22 protein-coding genes and 1 pseudogene are annotated in these 25,248 nt (G+C 65.8%); 12 read left to right on the top strand and 11 right to left on the bottom strand.

Going from position 1 to position 25,248, the window contains the following annotated elements; genetic code table 11:
• Window positions 1–41: 41 nt before the first annotated feature.
• The 4 genes and pseudogenes from C1A30_RS14950 to C1A30_RS14935 form a co-directional block, all read right to left on the bottom strand.
• The gene (locus C1A30_RS14950; RefSeq protein ID WP_101949030.1) at window positions 42–1,217 is read right to left on the bottom strand and encodes a thiolase family protein; all 1,176 of its coding nucleotides are present in this window, start codon (window positions 1,215–1,217) and stop codon (window positions 42–44) included.
• A gap of 83 nt (window positions 1,218–1,300) precedes the next feature.
• A complete protein-coding gene (locus tag C1A30_RS14945) occupies window positions 1,301–2,164 on the bottom strand; it encodes an enoyl-CoA hydratase/isomerase family protein (protein ID WP_101949029.1) in 864 nt (287 codons plus the stop codon).
• Window positions 2,161–2,943, bottom strand: a complete 783-nt coding sequence (locus C1A30_RS14940; RefSeq protein WP_101949028.1) for a FadR/GntR family transcriptional regulator — start codon at window positions 2,941–2,943, stop codon at window positions 2,161–2,163. Before C1A30_RS14940 ends, C1A30_RS14945 begins: the two co-directional genes overlap by 4 nt.
• Window positions 2,943–3,592, bottom strand: a pseudogene (locus C1A30_RS14935) (hypothetical protein). Before C1A30_RS14935 ends, C1A30_RS14940 begins: the two are co-directional and overlap by 1 nt.
• A gap of 99 nt (window positions 3,593–3,691) precedes the next feature.
• Between C1A30_RS14935 and C1A30_RS14930 the strand changes: the two are divergent.
• From C1A30_RS14930 to C1A30_RS14905, 6 genes are read left to right on the top strand one after another with little or no spacing between them, the layout of a single operon-like run.
• A complete protein-coding gene (locus tag C1A30_RS14930) occupies window positions 3,692–4,465 on the top strand; it encodes an enoyl-CoA hydratase/isomerase family protein (protein ID WP_235009912.1) in 774 nt (257 codons plus the stop codon).
• A gap of 2 nt (window positions 4,466–4,467) precedes the next feature.
• The gene (locus C1A30_RS14925; RefSeq protein WP_101949026.1) at window positions 4,468–5,265 is read left to right on the top strand and encodes an enoyl-CoA hydratase/isomerase family protein; all 798 of its coding nucleotides are present in this window, start codon (window positions 4,468–4,470) and stop codon (window positions 5,263–5,265) included.
• On the top strand, window positions 5,262–6,047 hold the full coding sequence (locus C1A30_RS14920) for an enoyl-CoA hydratase/isomerase family protein (RefSeq protein WP_101950212.1): 786 nt from the start codon (window positions 5,262–5,264) through the stop codon (window positions 6,045–6,047). Before C1A30_RS14925 ends, C1A30_RS14920 begins: the two co-directional genes overlap by 4 nt.
• Window positions 6,047–7,468: a class I adenylate-forming enzyme family protein gene (locus tag C1A30_RS14915; RefSeq protein ID WP_101949025.1), complete on the top strand. Its 1,422-nt coding sequence runs from the start codon at window positions 6,047–6,049 to the stop codon at window positions 7,466–7,468. Before C1A30_RS14920 ends, C1A30_RS14915 begins: the two co-directional genes overlap by 1 nt.
• Window positions 7,458–8,942, top strand: coding sequence for a class I adenylate-forming enzyme family protein (locus C1A30_RS14910; protein WP_101949024.1), 1,485 nt, complete (start codon window positions 7,458–7,460; stop codon window positions 8,940–8,942). Before C1A30_RS14915 ends, C1A30_RS14910 begins: the two co-directional genes overlap by 11 nt.
• On the top strand, window positions 8,935–10,425 hold the full coding sequence (locus C1A30_RS14905) for a class I adenylate-forming enzyme family protein (protein WP_101949023.1): 1,491 nt from the start codon (window positions 8,935–8,937) through the stop codon (window positions 10,423–10,425). Before C1A30_RS14910 ends, C1A30_RS14905 begins: the two co-directional genes overlap by 8 nt.
• Before the next feature lie 52 nt (window positions 10,426–10,477).
• On the opposite strand, the gene C1A30_RS14900 is transcribed toward C1A30_RS14905, so the two are convergent.
• The 4 genes from C1A30_RS14900 to fabG are packed head-to-tail and all read right to left on the bottom strand — an operon-like array spanning window position 10,478 to window position 14,292.
• Window positions 10,478–11,146 carry a GntR family transcriptional regulator gene (locus tag C1A30_RS14900; RefSeq protein ID WP_101949022.1) on the bottom strand — a complete coding sequence of 223 codons (669 nt, stop codon included), beginning with the start codon at window positions 11,144–11,146 and terminating at the stop codon, window positions 10,478–10,480.
• 1 nt (window position 11,147) lies between these two features.
• The gene (locus tag C1A30_RS14895) at window positions 11,148–12,341 is read right to left on the bottom strand and encodes an acyl-CoA dehydrogenase family protein (protein WP_101949021.1); all 1,194 of its coding nucleotides are present in this window, start codon (window positions 12,339–12,341) and stop codon (window positions 11,148–11,150) included.
• Complete coding sequence (locus C1A30_RS14890) at window positions 12,338–13,552, bottom strand: acetyl-CoA C-acetyltransferase (protein ID WP_101949020.1); 1,215 nt, start codon at window positions 13,550–13,552, stop codon at window positions 12,338–12,340. The genes C1A30_RS14895 and C1A30_RS14890 overlap by 4 nt, the downstream gene beginning before the upstream one ends.
• The gene (gene fabG / locus C1A30_RS14885; protein WP_200828268.1) at window positions 13,552–14,292 is read right to left on the bottom strand and encodes a 3-oxoacyl-ACP reductase FabG; all 741 of its coding nucleotides are present in this window, start codon (window positions 14,290–14,292) and stop codon (window positions 13,552–13,554) included. The genes C1A30_RS14890 and fabG overlap by 1 nt, the downstream gene beginning before the upstream one ends.
• Window positions 14,293–14,470: 178 nt before the next feature.
• Here fabG and C1A30_RS14880 point away from each other — a divergent pair, with 178 nt between their 5' ends.
• Entirely contained in the window at window positions 14,471–15,637 is a 1,167-nt protein-coding gene (locus tag C1A30_RS14880; protein ID WP_101949019.1) for an acyl-CoA dehydrogenase family protein, read from the top strand.
• On the top strand, window positions 15,634–16,455 hold the full coding sequence (locus C1A30_RS14875) for a mycofactocin-coupled SDR family oxidoreductase (RefSeq protein ID WP_101949018.1): 822 nt from the start codon (window positions 15,634–15,636) through the stop codon (window positions 16,453–16,455). The genes C1A30_RS14880 and C1A30_RS14875 overlap by 4 nt, the downstream gene beginning before the upstream one ends.
• 19 nt (window positions 16,456–16,474) lie before the next feature.
• Here the strand turns inward: C1A30_RS14875 and C1A30_RS14870 are convergent, their stop codons facing one another.
• Window positions 16,475–16,927, bottom strand: a complete 453-nt coding sequence (locus C1A30_RS14870) for a MaoC family dehydratase (protein ID WP_101950210.1) — start codon at window positions 16,925–16,927, stop codon at window positions 16,475–16,477.
• 19 nt (window positions 16,928–16,946) lie between these two features.
• Window positions 16,947–17,852 (bottom strand): formyltetrahydrofolate deformylase, encoded by a 906-nt coding sequence (purU, locus tag C1A30_RS14865; protein WP_369974161.1) that lies wholly within the window; start codon window positions 17,850–17,852, stop codon window positions 16,947–16,949.
• 500 nt (window positions 17,853–18,352) lie between these two features.
• Between purU and C1A30_RS14860 the strand changes: the two genes are divergently transcribed.
• From C1A30_RS14860 to C1A30_RS14850, 3 genes are read left to right on the top strand one after another with little or no spacing between them, the layout of a single operon-like run.
• A complete protein-coding gene (locus C1A30_RS14860) occupies window positions 18,353–19,090 on the top strand; it encodes a hypothetical protein (RefSeq protein WP_101949017.1) in 738 nt (245 codons plus the stop codon).
• Window positions 19,090–21,204, top strand: a complete 2,115-nt coding sequence (locus C1A30_RS14855; protein WP_101949016.1) for an Rv1355c family protein — start codon at window positions 19,090–19,092, stop codon at window positions 21,202–21,204. Before C1A30_RS14860 ends, C1A30_RS14855 begins: the two co-directional genes overlap by 1 nt.
• Window positions 21,205–21,262: 58 nt before the next feature.
• The gene (locus C1A30_RS14850; RefSeq protein WP_369974160.1) at window positions 21,263–23,092 is read left to right on the top strand and encodes a putative bifunctional diguanylate cyclase/phosphodiesterase; all 1,830 of its coding nucleotides are present in this window, start codon (window positions 21,263–21,265) and stop codon (window positions 23,090–23,092) included.
• Here the strand turns inward: C1A30_RS14850 and C1A30_RS14845 are convergent.
• Window positions 23,039–23,968, bottom strand: a complete 930-nt coding sequence (locus tag C1A30_RS14845) for an FAD-binding protein (RefSeq protein WP_101949014.1) — start codon at window positions 23,966–23,968, stop codon at window positions 23,039–23,041. The genes C1A30_RS14850 and C1A30_RS14845 overlap by 54 nt on opposite strands.
• A 568-nt stretch (window positions 23,969–24,536) precedes the next feature.
• Between C1A30_RS14845 and C1A30_RS14840 the strand changes: the two genes are divergently transcribed.
• Window positions 24,537–25,217, top strand: coding sequence for a TetR/AcrR family transcriptional regulator (locus tag C1A30_RS14840; protein ID WP_101949013.1), 681 nt, complete (start codon window positions 24,537–24,539; stop codon window positions 25,215–25,217).
• Window positions 25,218–25,248: the final 31 nt, after the last annotated feature.

The following is a 25,248-nucleotide window of genomic DNA, read 5'->3' as shown; positions in this document are numbered from 1 at the left end:
CCGTCGCGCTTCGATACAGTTTCTTGCCAGCGAATTCCTAACTAGACTTCGACGACGACCGCACCGCCCTGGCCGCCGCCTGCGCACATCGCCGCGACCCCGATGCCGCCACCACGTCGCTGCAACTCGTAGACCAGCGTGGTGACCATCCGCGCGCCCGAAGCGGCGATGGGATGGCCTAGGCTGCAACCACTTCCGGAGAAGTTGACCAGTTCCTCATCGATGCCGTACTCGCAGCAGGCGGCGATCGGCACGGAAGCAAACGCCTCGTTGATCTCCCACAGCGCGACGTCCGACGGTTTCAGTCCGGCACGGTCCAGCACCTTGCCGATCACCTTGACCGCGCCCAGTCCGCAGTCGCGAGGCGGCACACCCGCTGCGGCCCATGCCTTTACGGTCGCCATCTTGGTCAGCTTGTTGGCGTCGGCGTAGTCGTTGTCCACCAACGCGACGGCGGCCGCCGCGTCGTTGGTCCCGCTGCTGTTGCCCGCGGTGATCGAGAACCCTTCGATCTCCGGGTGCAGGGGCGCCAGGCCCGCCAACTTGTCCACGGTGGTGTCGCGGCGCGGATGCTCGTCGACGCTGAACTCCACCACCGACCCGTCGAACTGCTGCACCTTCAGCGGAATGATCTCGTCGAGGAACTTGCCCGCATCGATTGCCGCGATGGCGCGTTGATGAGAGCGGGCCGCCCAGGCGTCCATCTCTTCGCGGGTGATGCCGACGGCCTGCGCGGTGTTCCATCCGACGGTGATCGACATGTCCTTGCAGGGCGCATCAGGCGTCTCGACGTGGGTGGGCGGCATCCAGCGCTCCTCGAACTTCAGTTCGGGGCCGGGGATCCGCCAATTCACCAGAGGCGTCATCGACAGCGACTGCACCCCGCCTGCGATCAGCGCGCGCTCCATTCCGGACCCGATCTGCGCCGCGGCATTGCCGATCGCGGTCAGGCTGCCCGCGCAGTGCCGGTTCACCGACTGTCCTGGAACGTCCTGCATGCCGGTGGCGTCGGCCGCGTAGCGGGCGAGATCGCCACCGCCGTAATGGGATTCAGCGAAGATGATGTCGTCGAAGTCCTTCGGGTCGACGCCTGACCGGCGAACCACCTCGGGAAGCACCGTGGTGATCAGCGTCTCCGGCGGGGTGTTGACCAGCGTCCCCTTGAACGAACGGCCGATCGCCGTCCTGACGGCACCGACGATGACAGGCTTGGACATGTTCTCAACCTCGGGGTTCGGGCGTTATCGACGTTACAAAAGTAGCAGATATTGTATTGCCGCCAGTAGGTGACCGGCGTCACTCACGGCTCGGGCACGTTGAAGTGCTCGTCGCGCATCCGAAACGCCTCCCGTGTTCCGTGCTCGGCCCGGGCCTTGACGAAGTTGAACTCCCCCGGCGCGAACTGCAGATTCGTCCCGAAGGCGTGGAACAGGTAACTGGCGACTTCCTCGCCCTGATAGGCCTGATTCTGCTCGACGAGCCGGAAGGCTTCCTTCGCGATGACCACGCCGTCGGCGGGCATCTTCGCTGCCTTCTCCGCCCAGTACCTCGCCCTGGCTGGAACCGAGGCAGATTCGCACGTCTCGGTAAACACCCCGAGGTGCTCAACGGAACCGGCCTCGATGATGTCGCCGGTCAGCAGCAGCCGCCGCGCCAGCACCGGGCCGAGTCGGTGGAAGAACAGGTGCAGGCTTCCGAGTGCAGGGCCGAGGAAACGCGTCGCGGGCATACCGATCTTGGTGTCCCGCCCGATCACCGAGATGTCGGTCATCAGCGCCATCTCGAAGCCACCGCCGAGCGCGTAGCCGCTGATCTCCCCGACCGTGACCTTCGGGAATCCCATGAGGTTGTGGTAGAAGCTGAACGACTTACGATCGACAGCGAGCCTTCTCCGTTGGCTCGGCCGCCGCTTGGCCTCCGGCGCGTCCTTGTCGCCGTACCAGGCGTACGCGTTGTTCATATCCGCGCCAGTGCTGAACACGCCCTCCGCACCGCGCAGCAAGACCACCGTGATGTCGTCGTCCTCGGCGACCCGATCGAGGCAGCGCGCGAGCGCGTCACGCATCGCCGCGTCGTATGAGTTGCGCTGCTTCGGATTGTTGAGCGTGACCGTCGCGATCCGCTTGTCGGTATCCACGTCGAAAAGCACACGTTCGTCGGTCATCGGCCAAGCTCCTGATGGTTGCCGTTCGAAATCAATCTCGCCTCGATGGTCCTGTCGTTTCCAACAGCCAACGTGTTGCGCCTGGCGGCAGCCAGATGTCCCTGGGCGAGGCGGACCGCGCGCGCCGAGTCACCATCGGTGATGGCATCGAACAACCGTTGATGGTCGCGCAGCGCTGCGCGCATGGTCTTGCGGTTCAGCGGGTCGGTTTCGTCGCTCCACACCGAGGACTCATGCGCGGACCAGATCAACTCCAACGATCCGATCAGCAGAATCATGGGCTCGTTGCCGCACCGCGAGACGATCGCCTCATGGAATCGCCTGGCATTGGGCACGTACGTTGTCAGGTCGTCGAATTGCTCTTGCTGCAGGCGGATTTCAGCTTCCAGGTAGGGCAGCACCTCCGTTGCACGGTCCTCGCGCGCCGCGCACATGCCTGCGCAGATCGGCTCGAGGTGCAACAGCGCGCCGCTGACGTCCGCAGGCGTCGACGACCGCGATTGCAGCACCATGCTGATCATGTGCGCGGTGCGTTCAGCGGAGGGCTGATGCACCACCGCTCCTCCGACGTTACCTCGGCGCACCGAGATCAGCCCGTCGGTCTCGAGAATGTGGATGGCCTCGCGCAGCGCGGGCGGGCTGACCCCGAACTCGGAGAACAGGCTTTCCTGCGAGGGCAGCACGTCGCCTTCCTTGAGGCGGCCCGACAAGATGTCTTCACGCAGCCGCGCCGCCACGATCTCGGCGACGCGTGGTTGGCGGATGCGCTGCACCACCACTAGGCCTTGACCCGCCGTCTACCGAACCGGAAGCCGGTCAGCTTCTGCGGCGAACTGGCCGCCGTCTTGGATTCGCCGATGCACAACACCTCGTCGCCCAACAGCAGGCGCGCCGTCGACGTCACTTCGTTCTCTTCTGCCAACCGCTCGATCTCGAAGCGCAGTTCGGTGAGGATGGGCGTCGGTCGGCGGTAGGTCACGGACAGTGACCGCGTCTTGCCGGTACGCCGCGCCGCGCAGCTCTGATGCTGGGTGATGCAGTCGAAGAACACCGCAAGGAAGCCGCCGTTGACCAGACCGGGCGGCCCCTCGTAGACGAGCGGGAAAGTGACGCTGCCGGAGGCGGTTTCGTCGTCGAGATGGTCGAACGTGTACTCGGGGAAGCAGGGATTGTATGCCCCGATGTCGAACGCGTGGTCCAGATACACGCGCTTGTCATACCCACCGTCCCTATCCGCGGCATCGGATCGGGCGCCGCAGCGGCGGTCAACTGCTCCTCCCAGTCGGCGAACTGGGCAATCATGGCGTCCACGGCCGGATGCTCGTGTTCGAGTGACAGCAGCAGCCCGGCCAGACGCCGCATGGCACCCGCCGCGGCCACCGTTTGCGGCAGCGGGCGCTCGCCGTACTCGGGGATGTCTTCCGCCATTCGCCCTTTCCTTGCTAACTTGTACAGGATAGCAATACTGTAGCCCTAACCGTATAGCTCTGGATTGGCGGGATTTTCACCGTGACCGACGAAGGCACAGTGACAGCGACCAGGGACGGCGATGTCCTGCGGCTCACGCTCGACCGCCCGTCCCGACGCAATGCGCTCGACCACGCCATGACCGACTCGCTGGCCGCCGCGCTGCGCGACGCCGCCACCGACGATTCACTGCGGGCCATCCACATCCGCGGCGCGGGGGACGACTTCTGCGCGGGTTCGGACTGGGTCGCCACCAACAGCGCCGGACAGCGGCCTCGCACAGGCGATCTGGTGCGGAGGATCCCGCACACCGCCAACCGTGTCATCGAATTGGTACACACCGTGCAGTTGCCGGTGGTGTGCAGTGTGCGGGGCTGGGCCGTCGGCCTCGGCTGCAACCTGGCACTGGCCGCGGATTTCACCGTGGCCGCCGACGACGCCGTGTTCTGGGAACCGTTCATCGGCCGCGGGTTCTCCCCCGATTCGGGTGCGACCTGGCTGCTGCCCCGGTTGATCGGGATGGCGCGGGCCAAGGAGATGCTGTTGCTCGGCGAGCAGATCAGCGGGCGCGACGCCGCGGCCTGCGGGCTGATCCACCGGTGCGCGTCCGATGTCGATGACGTCGCAGAACAACTGCTCGCCCGATTGGCGGCAGGCCCGACCGTCGCGATCGGACTCGCCAAGCAGGCCATCAACTATGCGCAGCATGCGACCTTGCCGCAAGCCATGACGCAGGAACTCTTCAACCTGGAGTTGTCCTGTCGCACCGCAGATTTCAGGGAGGGCCTGGCGGCGTTCCGTGACAAGCGCGCACCGGAGTTCGGTGGAAGGTGACCATGAGATACATCAAGTACGAGGTCGACGGACACAAGGCGACCGTCACGCTCAACCGGCCGGATGCGCTCAACGCGCTGAGCCCCGCGATGATCACCGAACTGCGCGCGGCCTACGACGAAGCCGAAAACGACGACAACATCTGGACGCTGATCGTCACCGGCACCGGGCGCGCATTCTGCACCGGCGCCGACGTCGGCGAGATCCCAGAGGACGGCAGGGTGATCTACGAGCGCCCCTATCTATCGTCCTACGACCAGTGGGAGGCGCCGCAGGAAGGCACGCCGCCGTTCCGGCGGATGGCCAAGCCGGTGCTGACCGCGGTGAACGGATTGTGTTGCGGCGCAGGGCTGGACTGGATCACCACCGGCGACATCGCCATCGCCTCCGACAAGGCGACGTTCTTCGATCCGCACGTCAGCATCGGATTGGTGGCCGGCCGCGAGATGGTGCGACTGGCCCGTGTGCTGCCCCGCAACATCGCCCTCCGGATGGCGCTGATGGGCAAGCACGAGCGGATGACCGCCCAGCGCGCCTACGAACTGGGCATGATCAGTGAGGTGGTCGAACACGACAGGCTGCTCGAACGCGCACACGAGATCGCCGACATCGTGAACTCCAACGCGCCGCTGGCAGTGCGCGGCACGCGACTGGCTATCCACAAGACACTCGACCTTCCGCTGCACGAGGCGGAAATACTCGCCGAGACGTTCCGCGAGCGGGTGGTCCGCACCGAGGACGCCCTCGAAGGACCGAAAGCGTTCATGGAGAAGCGGCCGCCGAACTGGCAGTGCCGATGACGGCCTTCGAGACGATCCTGCTTGACGTGGATTCCGTCGATCATGTCGCGACGATCACGCTGAACAGACCGACATCGCTGAATGCGTTCAACAGGACCATGTGCGAGGAGATGGCCGAGGCCTGGCGGGTGGTCAAGCTCGACGACCGGGTGCACGCCGTCGTGCTCCGCGCCGCCGGCGACCGGGCGTTCAGCGCAGGCCTGGACACCAAGGCGTCCTACGGTCAGCCCGACAACGTCTGGAATCACGAGGATCCGGGCGAAGCGCTGAGCCCGAAGTGGCAGAAGATGTGGAAGCCGGTCGTGTGCGCGGTGCACGGTATGTGCACGGCGGGGGCGTTCTACTTCGTCAACGAGTCCGACGTCGTGATCTGCTCCGACGACGCGACGTTCTTCGACTCGCACGTGAGCGCCGGACTGGTGTGCGCCCTGGAACCGATCGGGTTGATGCGCCGGGTCGGCCTTGGCGAATCACTGCGAATGGCGTTGATGGGCAACGACGAACGTGTCGGCGCCGACACCGCGCTGCGGATCGGGCTGGTGTCCGAAATCGTGGCACGCGACCGGCTGTGGGCCCGCGCATACGAGATCGCCGCGGCGATCGCCGCCAAACCTCCGTCGGCGACGCAGGGCACGGTGAAGGCGATCTGGGAGTCGCTGGACAAGCCGTACCGGGTGGCGCTCGAGCAGAACCTGATCTACACCCGGCTTGGAAATCCGCTCGGGCAGGCCGAATTGGCCGCCGGAGGTGCGAGCCCAACCGCCACCCCGAGGGTCCGCTGATGCACGCACTGCGGCGGCGGATCGCCGACGTGTTGGCGCTGCAACCCGATGCGGCGGCCATCGAGTACCACGGTCGCTGGTCCACCTGGCGCCGGATCGGCGAGCTTGCGAATCGGATATCGGCCGCCGGCGCAGCCGAAGTCGGCATGCTGCTGCGCAATGATCCCGCGCAGGTCGCCGCGTTCCTCGGCGTTCTGCTTGGCGGCGGCACCGTCGTCACCATCAATCCGTCCCGTGGCGACGACCGGACCCGCGCCGAGATCGCCGCGCTGAACCTGCCGGTCGTGATCGGGCAACCCGACGATCTCACGTCGCTGGTTCCCGACGGGCCCGCTCGGGTTCCGCTGGCGGGTCTCGACGACGACGCACCGCGTGTGCCCACCGTCGCGGCCGAGTCAACCGGTGTCGCGGTGCGGATGTTGACCAGCGGAACGACCGGTCCGCCCAAGCGGATCGACCTGACATATGACATGTTGGCGCACAGCGTGATCACGTCGCCGATGCCCACCGAGGTGCGGCGCGGCGTGGCGATCGTCAGCGCCCCGATGGTGCACATCGGCGGCGTCTTTCGGGTGCTGCAGTGCGTCTGCGAGGCAAGGGCGTTCGCGCTGCTCGATCGGTTCGAGCTGGACGAGTGGGCCGATGCGGTGCGGCGGCATCGGCCCCGTGCGGTATCGCTGGTGCCCGCCGCGCTGCGCACCGTGTTGCACTCCGATTTGACCCGCGACGACCTGGCAAGCATTCGGGCGGTCACCTCGGGCACCGCGCCGCTGTCGGCCGACGACGCCGACGCGTTCACGGCCAAGTTCGGTATCCCCGTGCTCACGTCCTACGCCGCAACGGAATTCGGCGGCGGGGTGGCGGGCTGGACGCTGACCGATTACCAGAGGTACTGGCGGGACAAGCGTGGCAGCGTGGGCAGGGCCAGCCTTGGCGCACAGCTGCGGGTGGTCGACGAGGACGGCGCCCCGCTGCCAGCTGGCCGGCCCGGCCTGCTGGAGGTCAAACCGGGGCAGCTGGGGCCGTCAGCGGTGTGGATGCGGACCACCGATATGGCCCGCATCGACGACGACGGCTTCCTGTGGATCCTCGGCCGCGCCGATCAGGCGATCATCCGCGGTGGTTTCAAGGTGATGCCCGACGACGTGCGCGCCGCGCTGGAGAGCCATCCCGCGGTGCGCGGTGCGGCCGTCGTCGGCAGGCCAGACGACCGTCTCGGCGAGACGCCGGTGGCGTTGGTGGAGCTGCGCACACCGGTCGAGGCCGCCGTGCTGATCGAGTTCCTGCGGACAAGGCTGGCACGCTACGAGATTCCCAGCGACATTGTGATCGTCGACCAGATCCCCCGAACACCTTCCGGCAAGGCTGATCTCAGCGCGGTCCGTGCCTTCTTCACCCAGCACGTCGAACATGCCACCTGACTCATTGACCGTCGGTGCCGTCCTGGAGCATCAGGCCCGCACCCGCGGCGAGCACGAGCTGCTGGTGTGCGACGGCGAGCGCCTCAGCTACGCCGACGCCGAACGCCGCTCCGCGCGGCTGGCCCGCGGCTTGATCGGCCTGGGCGCCGGCAAGGGCAGCCACATCGGCGTCCTGTACCCCAACGGCGGCGACTGGATCATCGCGATGCTGGCGGCCGCCCGCATCGGCGCCGTCGTCGTCCCGTTCTCGACGTTCGCCACCGCGCCCGAACTCGCGACGCAATTGGCGCACAGCGACACCGAAATCCTGCTTGCCGCAGCAGCGTTTCGCGGACATGACTACCGTGACCGCCTCGCCGCCGTCAAGGACGCCGCCCCGCTGTTACGGCATGTGCTGATCGACACCGAACCGGACGACACGGCGGAGGCCTGGCGGTTGGAGGCGCTGGAGCGCGACGTCGAGGAATCGGATCTGCTGGCGATCGTGTACACGTCCGGTTCGACGAGCATCCCCAAAGGCGTGGTGCACACGCACTTCTCCCTGCTCGACCATCAGCGGGTGCTCAACGAGATCCGCGGGCTGACCGCGGACGACAAGCTGTTCTGCAACTCCCCGTTCTTCTGGATCGGCGGCATCGCGTTCGCGGCGCTGGCCACCCTGCTGGCAGGCTCCACGCTGCTGTGCTCCAATGCCGTCGACCCGGCGCAGACACTGGACCTACTTGAGGCCGAAAAACCGACGATGACAAACGGTTTCGTGGCGGGCATCGCTCACCTGGCCCATCACCCCAGCCTGCCCGGCCGTGACCTGTCGTCGATCCGGCGCGGCAACCTGTATCCGATCATGGCGCCCGAGGTGCGCCCCGCCGATCCCGAACTGCGCCACACCATGCTGGGTATGACCGAAGCCGGCAGTGTCATCACGATAAGCGCCGACGAGTCCGACCAGCCCGAGCACCGGCGGGGTTCGTTCGGCAAGCCCGCACTGGGCTTCGACACCAAGATCGTCGACGGCGAATTGTGCATCCGCGGCCCGTATCTGATGCAGCGGTACTACAAACTCAGCCGCGAGGAGTGCTTCGACGAGGACGGCTGGTTCCACACCGGGGACCTGGTGCGCACCGACGCCGACGGCTTCGTCTACTTCCTCGGCAGGCGCGGTTCGATGATCAAGACCGCGGGAGCCAATGTCGCGCCTGCCGAAGTGGAACGTGCGATCGCCAAGGTGACCGGCGGAACCGTCGCGCACGTGGTGGGCTTGCCGGATCCCGAGCGCGGTCAGGTGGTCGCAGCCGTGATCGCACTGGAGGACGACGGCGAGTTCGACGAAGCAGCGGTGCGTGACCGGCTGAGGGCCGAGCTGTCGGCCTACAAGATTCCGAAACGGTTTGTCGCCCTGCCGCGCTCGACCATTCCGGTGCTGTCCAGCGGCAAGGTCGACCTCGCCGCGCTGCAGAAGATGTTCGATGCCTGACACCATCGACCGGCTGCTGAGGTTTCGGGCCGAGGAATTCGGTGACAAGGCGATGGTCATCGACACCGAGTTGCGGCTCACCTACGCCGAACTGGACCAGTCCAGCCGTGCGATGGCCGCCGGATTCCTCGACGCAGGCGTCGGCAAGGGCACCCGCGTCGGCCTGATCATGCCCAACGGCGCGCGATGGGTGCAGATCGCGATGGCGCTCACGCGCATCGGCGCCGTACTGGTGCCGCTGAGCACGCTACTGCGGCCGCCGGAACTGGCGCTGCAACTGCGGGCCGCCGCGGTGCAGCTGCTGATCACGGTCGACGAGTTCCGCGGCCACCGCTATCTCGACGACATCGCCGGCGTCGTGGACACGCCTGAACTTCCTGCACTGCAAGCAGTCTGGACTCCCGAGCAGTTGACGAACTCCGAGCGGAGCATCGACGCGGTGACCGCCGCCGTGACCGGAAGCGACACACTGGTCGTCATCTTCACCTCCGGCAGCAGCGGGCCGCCGAAGGGGGTCATCCACTCGCATGGCAACGCGTTGGCCGCGGTGCGATCCGGTCTGGCCGCGCGCTGCATCGACGCCGACACCCGGCTGTACCTGCCGATGCCCTTCTTCTGGGTGGGCGGTTTCGGCAGCGGCGTGCTGTCGGCGCTGCTGGCCGGCGCGACGCTGGTGACCGAGGAGACCCCGCAGCCGGAGAGCACGCTGAAACTGCTGGCACGCGAACGCGTCACGCTGTTTCGCGGCTGGCCCGATCAGGCCGAGGCGCTGGCACGCAAATCCTCCTTCGTCGATGCGGATCTGTCGGCGCTGCGAACGGGCAGCCTCGAGGCGCTGTTGCCGCCGGAGCATCGCGCGCCACCCGGTGCGCGCGCGAAACTGTTCGGGATGACCGAATCGTTCGGACCGTACTGCGGCTATCCCGCCGACACCGACATGCCGCGATCGGCCTGGGGTAGCTGCGGCAAGCCGTTCGACGGCATGCAGGTGCGGATCGTCGACCCCGATACGGGCGAACCGGTTCCCGCGGGGACCATCGGCATGATCCAGCTTCGGGGGCCGCACATGCTGCGGGGAATCTGCCGTCGCGGTCGCGAGGAGGTGTACACCGCGGACGGCTACTACCCCACCGGCGATCTCGGCCACCTCGACGACGACGGATTCCTGTTCTACCACGGCCGCTCCGACGACATGTTCAAGGTCAGCGGCGCCACCGTCTACCCCAGCGAGGTCGAGCAGGCGCTGCGGGGTATCGACGTCGTGCAGAACGCCTATGTCACCGAGGTGGCCGGGGCCGTCGGCGCGGTCGTGGTGACCGATAGCAGCGTCGAGCAACTGCGCGCCGAGGCGCGAAAACGGCTCAGCGCCTTCAAGGTTCCCACCGTGTGGCTGCTGCTGTCGTCCGACGACGAGGTGCCACGCGGCACAACGGGCAAGGTCGACGCGCGTAAGTTGCGGGCTTTGTTGCGCGAGCAGACGTAAACTCGCACAAATTTGGCCGAAAAACGGGCAAGTTTGCGTCTGCTCGCCGCGATTAGTCGACCACCCCGCGGGCGGTGAGGTGCTCGATCAACGGCGCCGCACCGGCGGCAAGATGCTCGGACATCGCGGTGCGGGCGAGGGTCTCGTCGTGTGCCTCCAGCGCGGCCAGCAACTTCCGGTGATGGTCGGTCGACTGTTCCGGCCAGCCCGCGATGGTCGGGAACACCGACTCGGGCGCGTAGCGGGTGATCTGCGACATCAACTGGGCGAGCTTGGGCGAATCGGCGGCCACGTTGATCGCCTTGTGAAACTCGTGATTCAGCCGTACGGCGCGCTCGTCGTCGTCGGCGACGTAGGCGTCTTCGAGTTCGGTCTGAATCTTCTCCAGTTCCCTGATCTGCGCCTCGGTGATGTTCGCGGCGGCCCGCGCGGCGAGTTCGCCGCCGATGTGGGCCTGCACGTTCGCGACGTCAGCCAGATCCCGAGCGGTCACCGGGACCACCGCGAAGCCGCGCCGGGGCTGCTGGGCGAGCAGCCCTTCCGCGCTCAGCACGAAGAGCGCCTCGCGCACCGGCGTGACGCTGACCCCCAGTTCGACGGCCAGCTGATCCAGCCGGATGTATTGGCCCGCAGCATATGTGCCGTCGAAGATGCGCCTGCGGACATAGCGCGCGACGTCCTCGGCCAACTGTGGCCGGAACGCGAACTCGGGTGCGGACATATCAGATCCGGTAGTCGGCGAGCAGTCGCTTGCTGATGATGTTCTTCTGAATCTCGCTGGTGCCCTCGCCGATCAACAGGAACGGCGCGTCGCGCATCAACCGCTCGATCTCGTATTCCTTCGAATACCCGTAGCCGCCGTGGATGCGGAAGCTCTGCTGAGTGACCTCGGCGCAGAATTCGCTCGCCAGGTATTTCGCCATTCCCGCCGCGACGTCGTTGCGCTCCCCGGAGTCCTTGAGCCGGGCGGCGTTGACCATCATCAGGTGCGCGGCCTCGATTTTCGTTGCCATCTCCGCCAATTGGAACGCGATGGCCTGGTGGTCGGCGATCGGCCTGCCGAACGTCTGGCGCTGCTGCGCATATCGCACCGCGAGTTCGAATGCGCGGATGCCGACGCCACACGCCCTGGCCGAAACGTTGACGCGGCCCACCTCGATACCGTCCATCATCTGGAAGAAACCCTGGCCGGGTGCTTCACCGAGGATGTCGTCGGCGCTCGCGACGTAGCCGTCGAAGATCAACTCGGTCGTGTCGATGCCCTTGTAGCCGAGCTTGTCGATCTTGCCGGGAATCGTCATCCCTGGTGCGACTTCGCCGAAGCCCGTGGGCTTTTCGATCAGGAACGCGGTCAGGTTGCGGTGCGGTTTGTCCGCGCCTTCGTCGGTGCGCACCAGCACGGCGACCAAGGTCGAGCTGCCGCCGTTGGTCAACCACATCTTCTGGCCGTCGATGGTGTAGGTGCCGTCGTCGTTACGCGTGGCCCTGGTGCGGATCGCGGCGACGTCGGAGCCCAGTTCCGGCTCGGACATCGAGAACGCGCCGCGGGTCTCGCCGGTGGCCATCCGGGGCAGGTAATGCTGCTTCTGACGATCGGTGCCGTGCTGGCGAATCATGTACGCCACGATGAAGTGTGTGTTGATCACACCCGAGATGCTCATCCAGCCGCGGGCGAGCTCCTCCACACACAACGCGTAGGTCAGTAGTGACTCACCGAGCCCGCCGTACTCCTCGGGGATCATCAACCCGAACAGCCCCATCTCCTTCATCGCGTCGACGATGGCCTGCGGGTAGGTGTCGGTGTGCTCGAGTTCCTGCGCGGTCGGGATGATCTCTTTGTCGACGAATTGCCGGACCGTCGCGACGATCTCGGTCTGGAACTCGGTGAGCCCGAGCGTCTGCGCCAGTCGTGTCATGCGCCGACCCGCTCGAACACCGCAGCCAGGCCCTGTCCCCCACCGATGCACATCGTTTCCAGGCCGTAGCGGGCGCCGCGCCGGTTGAGCTCCCTCGCCAACGTCGCAAGCATCCGGCCGCCCGTCGCACCGACCGGGTGCCCCAGCGAGATTCCCGAACCATGCACATTCGTCCGGTCGAGATCGGCCGGGCCGAACTGCCACTCCCGCATCACCGCGAGCGCCTGCGCGGCGAAAGCCTCGTTGAGTTCGATCAGGTCGATGTCCGACAGTTTCAGCCCGGCCCTTCCCAGCGCCACTTCGGTGGCGGATACCGGGCCGATGCCCATGATGTTGGGCGCGACGCCCGCGGAGCCCCACGACACGAGCCGGACCATCGGTGTCAGCTGCAGTTCGTCGGCCTTCTGCGGCGTTGTGACCAGACACATCGATGCGGCATCGTTCTGTCCACTGGAGTTGCCCGCTGTCACCGTCGCGTCTGGATCCTGAGCCAGCAGAACAGGTTTGAGCTTGCTCAGTGACTCGACGGAGGTGTCGGCACGCGGATGCTCGTCGGTGTCGATCAGCTCCTCACCCTGGCGGGTGCGCACCGCAACCGGGATGATCTCCTCGGCGAGGATGCCGTCCTTCTGCGCGGCGACCGCGCGTTGATGGGAGGTCGCCGCCAGTTCGTCCTGTTCGGCGCGCGTGATGCCGTACTGCCTTCGCAGGTTCTCCGCCGTCTCGAGCATGCCGCCGGGAACCGGGTAGTGCCTGCCGCCTGCGGTGGTGCGCCCGCGCGCGAGGCCGTCGTGCACCTTCACCCCGCTACGAGCGCCACCCCACCGCATGTCGGTCGAGTAGAACGTCACGTTGCTCATGCTTTCGGCGCCGCCGGCAACGACGACGTCGCTGTCGCCGTTGGCGACTTGCAGCGCGGCCTGGATGACGGCCTGCAATCCCGAACCGCACCGGCGGTCGACCTGCATGCCAGGCACGGTGACGGGCAGCCCGGCGTCCAACGCCACCACGCGTCCGATGGCGGGCGCCTCACTGCTGGGGTAGCAGTGCCCGAGGATGACGTCGTCGACCGCTGCCGGCTCGATCCCGGTGCGCTCCAGCAGTCCCTTCAGTGCGGCCACGCCGAGGTCGACGGCGGTCAGCGATTTGAACATGCCGCCGTAGCGGCCGATCGGTGTCCGAACAGGTTCGCAGACAACAACTTCACGCATCAGATGTGCCTTCCGCCGGTGACCTCGAGGACCGTGCCGGTCATGTACGACGACAGATCGCTGGCCAAGAACAACGCGACCTTGGCCACCTCGGCGGGCTCGCCCGCTCGGCCCATCGGCACCTCGGCCAGCTTCTGGTCCCAAATGCGTTGCGGCATCGCTTCGGTCATCGCCGACCGGATCAGGCCCGGCTGAATCGCGTTGACCCGCACACCGAGGTGCGCGAGTTCCTTGGCGGCCGCCTTCGTCATGCCGACGATGCCCGCCTTGGCCGCCGAGTAGTTGGTCTGCCCGACCAGGCCGACCTTGCCCGAGATCGACGACATGTTCACGATCGCGCCGCGCTTGTTCTCGCGCATGATCGCCGCGGCCGCCTTGGTGCCGTTCCAGGTGCCCTTCAGATGTACGGCGATCACTTGATCGAACTGGTCCTCGGTCATCTTGCGCAGTGTCGCGTCGCGGGTGATGCCTGCGTTGTTGACCATGATGTCCAGGCCGCCGAAACGGTCGACGGCGGCGGCCACCAGCGCATCGACCTCGTCGGCCTTGGTCACGTCGCAGCGCACGGCAAGCGCCACCTGGTCGCCGCCCAACTGCTTGGCCGCGGCTTCGGTGGCGCCGAGGTCCAGATCACCCAGCACCACCCGCGCCCCCGCTGCGATGAACTGCTCCGCGATGGCATATCCGAGACCCTGCGCACCGCCCGTGACGACCGCGGTCTGACCGGCCAACAACGACACCTGATCACCCCTTTTTGCTGTCAAGGCCCACTGAGGGCCCCGTCAATCACACATCATATTTCATATATGATCCTGGAAACCGTGGGCCCCGCGAGCAGACGCAAAAGGTTCCCTTTTCCTGGCGTGTCGGGACCTTTTACGTCTGCTCGCGCCGAAAGAGCCGAGAAAGAGGAGCGCAATGACCGCCGAAGTCAGCGACGACGATTTCCGGGAGATCCTGGCGCAGACCCGCCACTTCGTCCGCACCGCAGTGGTTCCCAGGGAGCAGGAGATCCTGACCGAGGACCGCGTTCCCGACGACCTGCGTGAGCACGCCAAGAAGATGGGACTGTTCGGATACGCCATCCCGCAGGAGTGGGGCGGCCTCGGTCTCAACCTCGCCCAGGATGTCGAGTTGGCGATGGAACTCGGTTACACATCGCTGGCGCTGCGGTCGATGTTCGGCACCAACAACGGCATCGCGGGCCAGGTTCTCGTCGGCTTCGGCACCGACGAGCAGAAGGCGCGCTGGCTCGAGCCGATGGCCGCGGGGCTCATCGCCTCCTTTGCACTGACCGAACCGGGAGCCGGCTCGAATCCGTCCGGTCTGCGCACGAAAGCCGTACGCGAGGACGGTGATTGGATCATCAACGGGCAGAAGCGCTTCATCACCAACGCGCCGATGGCAGACCTGTTCATCGTCTTCGCCCGCACCAGGCCCGCCGACGACGACGGCCCCGGCATCGCGGTATTCCTGGTGCCCGCCGACGCGACGGGTGTCGTCGTCGGGGCGAAGGACGCGAAGATGGGCCAAGAGGGCGCATGGACCGCCGACGTCAGTTTCGACGACGTCCGCGTGCCCGACGCGGCGTTGATCGGCGGCAGCGAAGACATCGGCTACCGGGCCGCGATGACGTCATTGGCGCGCGGCAGGGTGCACATTGCGGCACTGGCTGTCGGCATCGCGCAGCGCGCCCTCGACGAATCCGTCACCTACGCCGCCACTGCGACGCAGGGCGGCACGCCGATCGGGAACTTCCAACTGGTGCAGGCAATGATCGCCGATATGCAGACCGGAGTGATGGCGGGTCGGGCACTGGTCCGCGACACCGCCCGGCTCTGGGTCAGCGGCGAGGATCGCAGAATCGCACCGTCGGCGGCCAAGCTGTATTGCACCGAAATGGCAGGCAAGGTCGCCGATCTCGCCGTCCAGGTGCACGGCGGCAGCGGCTACATGCGCGAGGTTCCCGTCGAGCGGATCTACCGCGACGTGCGCCTGCTCCGACTGTATGAGGGCACCAGCGAGATCCAGCGACTGATCATCGGCTCGAATCTGGTCAAGGCGGCCCAGAAGGAGGCCAGGTGAGCGGGCGGCTTGCGGACAAGGTCGCATTCATCACCGGCGCGGCGCGCGGCCAGGGCCGCGCCCACGCCGTGCGGATGGCAAACGAGGGTGCCGACATCATCGCCGTCGACATCGCCGGCGAGCTTCCCCCTTGCGTCCCTTACGATCCCGCCACGCCGGACGATCTCGCAGAGACGGTCCGCCTCGTCGAGGCCACCGGTCGCAAGATCCTGGCTTCGGTGGTCGACGTCCGCGACACCGACGGACTCCGCAGCGCCGTCGACGACGGAGTCGCCGCGTTGGGCCGACTCGACATCATCGTGGCCAACGCCGGGGTATCGGCGCCGCAGACGTGGGATGCGATCACCGCCGACGACTTCCGCGACGTGATGGACATCAACGTGACCGGCACCTGGAACACCGTGATGGCAGGCGCACAGAAGATCATCGACGGCGGCCGCGGCGGCTCGATCATCTTGATCAGCTCCGCCGCAGGCATCAAGATGCAGCCGTTCATGGTGCACTACACCGCGAGCAAGCATGCGGTCACCGGGATGGCGCGCGCGTTCGCAGCGGAATTGGGCAGGTACTCCATCCGCGTCAACAGCGTGCATCCCGGGGCGGTCAACACCCTGATGGGCAGCGGCGACATGATCGGCTCGCTCGGCCGCGCCATCGAGACCTATCCGCAGCTGGCGCAGATGATCACACCGTTCCTGCCGACGTGGGCCGCAGAGCCGGAGGATATCGCCGACGCGGTGTGCTGGCTGGCCAGCGACGAGTCGAAAAACGTTACCGCGGCGGCAATCTCGATCGATCAGGGTATGACGCAGTACTGAGCCTTCGCCAGAAGAAGCGTCAGCCGATGAACCGGACGATCGACTCGGCGACGGCCGCAGGCTTGTCCGAGCCCTCGATCTCCACCGTCGTCGTCAGCGTCGCCTGCACCGCCCCCTGGAGCTGGTCGACGTTGGTGATCTCAGCGCGGGCCCGGATCTTGGCGCCCACCTTCACCGGCGTAATGAAGCGCACCTTGTTGTAGCCGTAGTTGATCGCCATCGCGATGTTGCTGACGGTGTACATCTGCGAGGTGAAGTGCGGTAGCAGCGACAGCGTCAGCAGGCCGTGGGCGATCGTCCCGCCGAAGGGGCCGTTGGCCGCGCGTTCGGGATCGACGTGGATCCACTGGTGATCGTCGGTGGCGTCGGCGAACAGATTGACCCGATCCTGAGTCACCTCCAGCCAATCCGTGGGACCGAGCTGGCTGCCCTGGGCAGCGGCGAACTCTTCCAGCCCACTGAACTTCTTCACCACTTCTCTCCTTAACCGCCTAGAAGACGACCGTCTGGTTGCCGTATCGGATGATGCGATCCTCACAGTGCCACAGCACCGCTCGCGACAGAACAAGGCGTTCGACATCCGCGCCCAGCCGCGCGAGATCGTCGACGCCGTGACGGTGGTCCACCCGCACCACGTCCTGCTCGATGATCGGCCCTTCATCGAGGTCCTCGGTCACGTAATGCGCTGTCGCGCCGACGAGTTTGACGCCACGCTCCTTCGCCCGCCGATACGGCGCGGCGCCGATGAAAGCAGGCAGAAATGAGTGATGAATGTTGATCAACGGGCACCCGACTACGGCGAGGAATTGTGGGCTCAAAATCTGCATGTACCTGGCCAAAACCACCAGATCGACGTTTCCGCGCAACAAGTCGAGTTGGCGCCGCTCGGCCTCCGCCCGTTTTTCCTTGCTGACGGGCACGTGCAGAAATGGCACGGAGAATGGGCGCACTTGATCGGCGAGATCGGGATGGTTGGAAATCACCATCACAACCGACATGTCGAGTTCACCGCGCCGATTGCGCCACAACAGGTCGAGCAGGCAGTGGTCTTCCTTGGACGCCATGATTGCGACCCGTTTCGGCTTGGCCGCTTCGGTCAATCGGAAATCGATATCGAACCGCCCAGCCACCTGTTCGCGAAAATCGCGCTCCAACCCGTCGCGTGCTGCCGTCAGCCCGGGCAGGTGGAATATCGTCCGCTGCATGAACGTGCCGCCGGACTGTTCGGTGGAGTGCTGATCCAGCGACACGATGTTGGCGCCTGCGCCCGTCAGGAATGCGCTCACCGCCGCGACCAGGCCTGGCCGGTCGGCGCACCGCAGTAAAAGCCTGCCCACATCCTTCACTGGCAAACCCCCGGGACCTGCGGTCGGGTACTCCTCCTCCACGTGTGACAGGGTGTCACCCCAATACCGGTCCGGACGCGGAATCAGCACATATCGCGGCGATAGCCGCCAGCAAGGATCCGCCGTCCGGGCAACAAGAGCGTCCGCAGGCGAGCCGGAGGCGGGGTGCGGGTACCCCGTCCAAGGAATAGTTCGCCACGCCGCCTGACCGGCTGCGCACAGCTGTTGTCGGGCTATTTCACTGGCTCAATGAACGTATAGCGAAAGAATCTCGGAATGTCTTACCCGCCCGGCGGCCCAAATTATGACACTGCCTGCCAACTTCGCCAATCACCTCACGATAAGGTGATTACCAGTACGAATTCCTCAATCCGTGATTGCCACCAGAGCACCACCCGGGTGCAGACTGGCAAGGAATTGGTGTCACCACATCAACTCGCAGGAAAAGTTTTTATTGCTAGCTGGAATCCGAGTTACTCGTGGCGTGATACTGATCTGCGTCAGCCAGCCACAACACCTTTGTTGACAGGCTTCCCTAGGAAGGGACAAGAATGACCGTTCCCCAGTCCGCGTCTACCTGCCGCAAATTCGTCAGTCTAGAGCGAAGCCCGAGCTGCTGGGATCCAGCCAGTGAGTGCAGAATCGTATTCGCGCAGCCTTCGGTCGAGCGAGAACTTTGGCTGGATTATGTGCGGGGTGCGTGCCAGAGCTACCGCAAACACGGTGTCGAAAGGGCGCTCGACATGGAAGCGCTGCGAAGCGGCGAGGATACGGTGATCTTCGCGGCCTGCGTCAACGACGCCGGTCGCGTCGTCGCCGGTCTGAGAGGACGGGGTCCTTACGGGTCCGCCGATGAATGCCACGCACTGCTCGAATGGAACGGCCAACCGGGTCAGGACGCGGTACGCAAAATGGTGGCCGACCGACTGCCGTTCGGCGTCGTCGAGATGAAAACCGCATGGGTGGCAGACGATCCCGATCGCGGCAGACAACTCACCAGCGCGATCTCCCGCACCCCGCTTCATGCGCTGAACCTTCTCGATATCCAGTTCATCGTCGCGACCGCGGCGGAGTATGTGCTCAAGCGATGGCTTTCGTCCGGCGGACAGTTGGCGACCAAGATTCCGGCAACACCGTATCCCGATGAGCGGTACCAAACCAAGCTGGCTTGGTGGGACCGGGCGACCTTCGCCAACCATGCTGACCCGAAACAACTTTCGATGTTCTTCACCGAGCAGAAGGAGATCGCCACACAGGTCGCCGACGTCGCCACCGCGGGAACCATGTGATGACCTCTGGCATCGATGACGGCCAGCAGTGCAACGGAATAGTGCTCAGCGTCGGGGATCCGGCGTCCGATGCGATGCTGGCCGAACTTCGAGCCGACCGCAGTACCGAATTCCTCGACACCGCGCCGCTACAGTTGGCCGCGCTGCACCGGCTCAGGCCGGCACCGTCACCCGAGGTGGCCGAGGAGGCCACGAGGTGGGTCTACTATCCGTGGCGCAGGACCGTCGTCAGCGCGCTCGGGCCCAAGGCCTTCCGGCTGGTTCGCCTCGACCGCAACAGGAATCTGATCACGACCGACGAGCTTGACCGCCTCAGCCGGCTTCGCGTCGGCGTCGTCGGCCTCAGCGTCGGGCATGCGATCGCCTATAACCTTGCCGTACAAGGGCTTTGCGGGGAACTGCGACTCACCGACTTCGACGACGTCGAACTGTCGAACCTCAACCGCGTGCCCGCGACACTCCTCGACTTGGGAGTGAACAAGGCCGTCGTGTGCGCCAGGAGAATCGCCGAACTCGACCCGTATCTGCCTGTCGCGGTCATGACGGCAGGCATCACCGCGCAGACGGTCGACGATTTCCTCGACGACATCGACATCCTCATCGAGGAATGCGATTCGCTCGACGCGAAAGTCCTTGTCCGCGAAGCCGCCAGAGCACGACGCCTGCCGGTGCTGATGGCCACCAGCGACCGGGGCCTGCTGGACGTGGAGCGGTTCGACCTCGACCCGGCACGGCCCATCATGCACGGCCTGGTCGGTGATCTTGATGCCTCGCGACTTGCAGGCCTGAGCAGTAAGGACAAACTTCCGTATGCGCTTCGCATGACGGACGCCACCAGAGTCTCCCCGCGGATGGCGGCCTCACTCGTCGAGGTCGGTAAGACGCTGTCGACCTGGCCGCAACTCGCATCGGAAGTCGCGCTCAATGTCGCCGCGGTTGCCGAAGCGGTCAAACGGATCGGACTACGCCAGCCGTTGCCCTCCGGTCGCGTGCGCATCGACACCGCTGCAGCACTCGACAAGCTGACCGAACCGGTGGTTGCTGAACCGCAGCCAACCGACGAGCCTGCCATCGACGTTGCACCGCAAGGACCCGCCGAGAGCATCACCGCTGCTGCCGCCCGCGCACCCTCGGGCGGCAATGCCCAGCCATGGCACATCCAGGCGGGTGCCGACACGCTGACGATCAAACTGGCCCCCGAGCACACGACGGCGATGGACGTGCGTTACCGGGCCAGCGCCGTCGCGGTGGGGGCGGCGACCTTCAATGCACGCGTGGCTGCGACCGCGCACGGTCTGGTCGGCGATGTGAACTTTCAACCCGGTGACGAGGCGTCGCCACTGATCGCGGTTCTCCATCTCGCGCCGGGTGACGACCACGAACTCGCACCGCTCTACGACGCCATGTTGAGCAGGGAGACGAACCGGCACCGCGGCGATCGCGTGCCCATCGCCGAGCACACCGTCGAAGCGCTCGGGACGGCCGCCCGAAACGAAGGTGCGCGCCTCGAAATCCTCAGCCAGACAGCAGACCTCGAACGAGCCGCGACCATCCTCGCCGCCGCCGACCGCATCCGGTACCTGACGCCACGGTTGCACGCGGAGATGTTCGCGGAACTGCGCATGCCGGGTGATCCGTCGCCGGACTCCGGTATCGATGTCCGCAGCCTCGAACTGGACCCCGCGGATCTGGTCATGCTCGACATCCTGCGGCGGCCGGAGGTGATGGCCAACCTCGCGGCGTGGAACGCCGGATTCGCGTTGGGCGACGACACCTGTCAGCGCGTGCGCGAGTGCGCCGCGCTCGCCGTGGTGTCCGTGGATGGCCACAGCCTGACCGATTATGCGCGCGGCGGATCGGCCGTCGAATCGGTGTGGATTGCAGCACAACAGCACGACCTTGCCGTTCAACCGGTTTCGCCACCGTTTCTCTATGCGCACGATGACGAGGACCTCCGCGTGCTGTCCCCCGCTTTCGCCGGGGAGCTTCAAGATCTGCAATACAATTTCCGCAAGCTGGCCAACACCGCGGCGGGCGAGTCACAGGTGTTGGTACTCAGGTTCAGTCGCGCACCGCGACCGTCGGTGGCAAGCCGGCGACGCGGGCTGCATTAAATTTCGTCGCCGCGGGGCTGACGCCGATACGGAGGATCAGGTGCCGAGCAACCTGGACATGGTCGTCACATCAGTGGCCACCGAATTGATGGGAGTCAACGCCGCCACGTCGGTCGAGGTGAGCCAGAAGGTGCTCGCCGATCTCGTCGCGTACTTCGATGTCGATGTCAGCTTCCTGCGCCGCAATGATCACCGCATCCGCGCGTCCATCCTCGTCGCCGAGTGGCCGGTCCGGCCCGGTATCCCCGACCCGGATCCCCTCGCCGTCGTCTACTTCGCCGACGCCGACCCGGTCTTCGCGCTCTGTGAGCATCAAAAGGAACCGATCGTCTTTCGCCCGGAGCCTGCCACCGACGACTACCAGCGCACCATCAACGACAGCAGACAGGTCGCGGCCACCTCGATGGCATGTGTGCCGCTGCTGTCCGGTGACGTCACCACCGGCGTGCTCGGGTTCGTCAAATTCGGCGACCGTGACTGGTCGCCGGAAGAACTCAACGCGCTCAAAGCGATCGCCTCGTTGTTCGCACAGGTGCAGGCCCGGGTGCTTGCCGAAGAACAACTCCGCTACCTCGCCGAGCACGACGATCTGACCGGACTGCACAACCGCCGCGCCTTGTTGGCGCATCTCGACGCCCGGCTCGCCCCGGGAGAGCAAGGGCCGGTGTCAGCGTTGTTCTTCGACCTGGACCGGCTCAAGGCCATCAACGATTATCTCGGCCACACCGCAGGCGACTGGTTCATTCGCGTCCTCGCCGAACGGCTGCGCGGAGGCGTCGACGGCCCCACTCTGATCGCCCGTCTCGGAGGCGACGAATTCGTCGTGGTGCCCGCCGCACCGATGGACGCCGAGACGGCGGAGGCGTTGGCCTACCGCCTGCAGTCGACGCTGCGCGAACGGGTCGCCATCGATGGTGAGATGCTCACTCGCACGGTCAGTATCGGTGTGGCGCTTGGCGTTCCGGGCCGCGACACCACCTCGGATCTGCTGCGGCGCGCCGACCAGGCAGTGCTGACGGCCAAGAACTCCGGCGGCAACAAAGTCGCGGTGTTCTCCGACCAGATGTCGCTGGACAGCGAGTTCCGCAACGACATCGAGCTTCACCTGCAGAGTGTGATCGAGAACGGCTTGCTGATGCTGCACTACCTGCCCGAGGTCGACATGCGCACCGGTGAGATCCTGGCAGCCGAGGCACTGGTGCGGTGGGAGCACCCCACCCGCGGGCTGCTGTCCCCGGACTCGTTCATCGGCGTTGCCGAATCGATAAATCTCGCAGGCGAATTGGGCCGCTGGGTGATGCGCGCAGCGTGCGCCGAATTTGCCCAGTGGCGCTCGCGCGGAGTGGGACACGAAGCGGTGCTGCGCATCAACGTGTCACCGGTTCAACTGGTCACCGACGGTTTCGTCGACACCGTCGCGGACATCATCGCCGAATTCGGGCTCGACGGTGGCTCGGTCTGCCTGGAGATCACCGAAAGCGTTGTGGTGCAGGACATCGAGACCACCCGCATCACCTTGGCCGGCCTCAAGCGGGCTGGCCTGCAGGTTGCGATCGACGACTTCGGCACCGGATACAGCGTGCTGTCGCACCTGAAGTCACTTCCGGTCGACACGCTCAAGATCGACAGGAGTTTCGTGCGCGATCTGGGCTCCGACCCGGGAGACCTCGCGATCGTGCGCGCCATCATCGCATTGGCGGAAGCGTTCGGGCTGCAACTGGTCGCCGAGGGCGTGGAGACCGAGACGGCCGCCCTCACGCTGCTTCGGCACGGCTGCTACCGGGCGCAGGGGTTCCTGTTGTCGCGGCCGGTAGCCGGCGACGTGATGGAATCCCTACTGGCCAGGGGCCGGATACCCGTCGACTTTTCCGCAGCGCAACGTCTGTAGGCGGGTGTGCGCCTCGCGCATGTTCGCGGGCAACCGCCTGCTCATTGCGCGGCATGTGGAGGCGACACTTTTGGGAAGCGGCTCAGAGCTCAGCAGTTCCAGACGGCCGAAGCGGCTGGCGGGTCGGCTGACCAGACACAGACGCAGAGCGGCGTCGGCGGGTAGCGGCCGACCGGCACCGGTGGCGGCCTGCGGCCCGCCTGCGGCGACCGTCACACCATGCCGCGCACGCACGGCCAGTCGACCGTCAGGCGTCATGAACTCGGCGCCGAGCACCTCGCCCTCCTCGAAGACGATGCGCTCCAGTGACGTCGCGTGAGAGACCTCGATGTCGCGGTCACGCGCCTTGGCGGTGAGCCACTCCATCACTGAGCCACCGACGTTGTCCGGATCCGGCGCGATCGATCCGATCTCGGCGACCTCGATCGCCTCACCGTCGGCAGTGCGCAACGTGGTCGACTGCCAGTCCACCACCCGGGTGGAGAGATAACCGTAGGGCGACACCAGGCAACGCGCCGCCCAGTCGCGCAGCCTGGCCCCGACGAAGGGCGGGACGGCGCCGCGTGCCTGCACCGGTTGGGCCTGCTCCACCACGCGGATAGGCAGGTCGACGTCTCCCGCGAACCTGGTCAGCGGACCCAGGTCGGATGACAAGGCGGCGAAGTATTCGTTGGTCTCCGGATCCGAAACGTGCAGATCGAGCCAGTGCAGTCGGTCGACACGCGACCGGACCGCTACCGGTGTCCCGCCGGATCGGGCGTCGTCGGCACTGGCGACGAACACCTCGCCGTCCATGTCGACAACCGCCACCGAGTGCGCCAGCCCAGCAACCCCTGCGCCGGTACACACCACGTCGACTTCTAAGTCCCACTTCACCGTTAATTACCTCGGTATTGCTAAATCGGTCGATATCTGCACCGCCGGCGAGTGCTCCGCTGCGGTTTGGGAGGTGATGACCGTTGAGTTCGGGCGGACACGCTCGACAAATCCTGCGGGTAGTGCAAACGGCCGACACGAAGTTGCCACAGCCCGCGCAGGGGTTCGAGGGGGTTTGCCAACGCGGACTATGGCAACGGGACGAAAATACCACCGGGATTTGCTCGGCGATAGCGTTATGGGCGCGTAAACGCACGCGCTGACCTTGGGATCAACCCTTTGGAGCCGCCCCCCGTTGACCGGACCGCCAGTCATCACAATGTGTACCTTACATACTTTTTGGCTGATATGCAGTCCTACAAATGACTTAAAGTATTGACCGTCAGCTTTGCCCCGTCAGCACATCCGAAGTTCGCCGAGGAGGGTCGTTGAGGGGTTTGCCCTGCAAAAGCGGGACGCCCGAACCTGCGGGTAATACGCATCGGGTGAAAGAATCGACAGAATTGACCTATTTACGGAAAGCACGATTACTCGACCGGAGCCACCGTCCAGATTTCGAGGCTGGGATGTGACCGAACAGCTCGACAGGCGAGCCGACACCACGCGGCAACAGATTCTCCGCGCGGCGTCTCGACAGTTCGCGCGCAAGTCGTACAGCCTGGTCAGCCTCGACGACATTCTGGCCGACGCGGAGGTCACCAAGGGTGCGATGTACTTCCACTTCCGGTCCAAGCACGCGCTGGCGGCGGCGATCGTCGAGCACCGGTTCGAGCTGGCGTCGGCGTCCGTCGACGGCCTGCTGGCCCGCAAGCTGTCGGGGCTGGAGACCCTGATCGACATCGTCTATCTGGTCGCCGTCGAAGACATCGGGGACGAGGTCGCCCGGGCCGGCTTGAATCTGCTCGAGTCCGTCGGCCGCAGCGACGGCCTGCAGGCCCACGTCCTCGGACAGTGGGCGGACGCGTTCACGGCGATCGCCGAAAAAGCCATCCGGGACGGGGACATCATCGAAGGGCGCGACCCGCGCAGCATCGCCAAGCTTCTGGTGTCGATGTACCTGGGGTTGCGTCAGACCAGCAGCCTGGCACAGCCTGCGCAGTTCTTGAGTGACCTGGAGAACCTCTGGGTGCTGGCGTTGAACGGATTCGCCGAGCCGGATCGGATCGACTACCTGCTTCAGTTCCTCAAGCGGCGCACCGCCGTTGCGCAGAAGAACGCGACACCGATCGAGGAAACTGTTCTAGGTTAGGATGCCCTAGGCCAGGCCGATCCAGGACGGT

Source organism: Mycobacterium sp. 3519A (genome assembly GCF_900240945.1).
Classification (GTDB): domain Bacteria; phylum Actinomycetota; class Actinomycetes; order Mycobacteriales; family Mycobacteriaceae; genus Mycobacterium.
This window is presented reverse-complemented; position numbering and strand designations above follow the sequence as displayed.

Coding starts and splice junctions, on each gene's coding strand:
- C1A30_RS14920 (WP_101950212.1), top strand. CDS start 5,262: ATGACGGCCTTCGAGACGATCCTGCTTGACGTGGATTCCGTCGATCAT.
- C1A30_RS14915 (WP_101949025.1), top strand. CDS start 6,047: ATGCACGCACTGCGGCGGCGGATCGCCGACGTGTTGGCGCTGCAACCC.
- C1A30_RS14860 (WP_101949017.1), top strand. CDS start 18,353: ATGACCGTTCCCCAGTCCGCGTCTACCTGCCGCAAATTCGTCAGTCTA.
- C1A30_RS14950 (WP_101949030.1), bottom strand. CDS start 1,217: ATGTCCAAGCCTGTCATCGTCGGTGCCGTCAGGACGGCGATCGGCCGT.
- C1A30_RS14880 (WP_101949019.1), top strand. CDS start 14,471: ATGACCGCCGAAGTCAGCGACGACGATTTCCGGGAGATCCTGGCGCAG.
- C1A30_RS14850 (WP_369974160.1), top strand. CDS start 21,263: ATGGTCGTCACATCAGTGGCCACCGAATTGATGGGAGTCAACGCCGCC.
- C1A30_RS14900 (WP_101949022.1), bottom strand. CDS start 11,146: ATGTCCGCACCCGAGTTCGCGTTCCGGCCACAGTTGGCCGAGGACGTC.
- C1A30_RS14855 (WP_101949016.1), top strand. CDS start 19,090: ATGACCTCTGGCATCGATGACGGCCAGCAGTGCAACGGAATAGTGCTC.
- C1A30_RS14905 (WP_101949023.1), top strand. CDS start 8,935: ATGCCTGACACCATCGACCGGCTGCTGAGGTTTCGGGCCGAGGAATTC.
- C1A30_RS14910 (WP_101949024.1), top strand. CDS start 7,458: ATGCCACCTGACTCATTGACCGTCGGTGCCGTCCTGGAGCATCAGGCC.
- C1A30_RS14945 (WP_101949029.1), bottom strand. CDS start 2,164: ATGACCGACGAACGTGTGCTTTTCGACGTGGATACCGACAAGCGGATC.
- C1A30_RS14890 (WP_101949020.1), bottom strand. CDS start 13,552: ATGCGTGAAGTTGTTGTCTGCGAACCTGTTCGGACACCGATCGGCCGC.
- C1A30_RS14925 (WP_101949026.1), top strand. CDS start 4,468: ATGAGATACATCAAGTACGAGGTCGACGGACACAAGGCGACCGTCACG.
- C1A30_RS14895 (WP_101949021.1), bottom strand. CDS start 12,341: ATGACACGACTGGCGCAGACGCTCGGGCTCACCGAGTTCCAGACCGAG.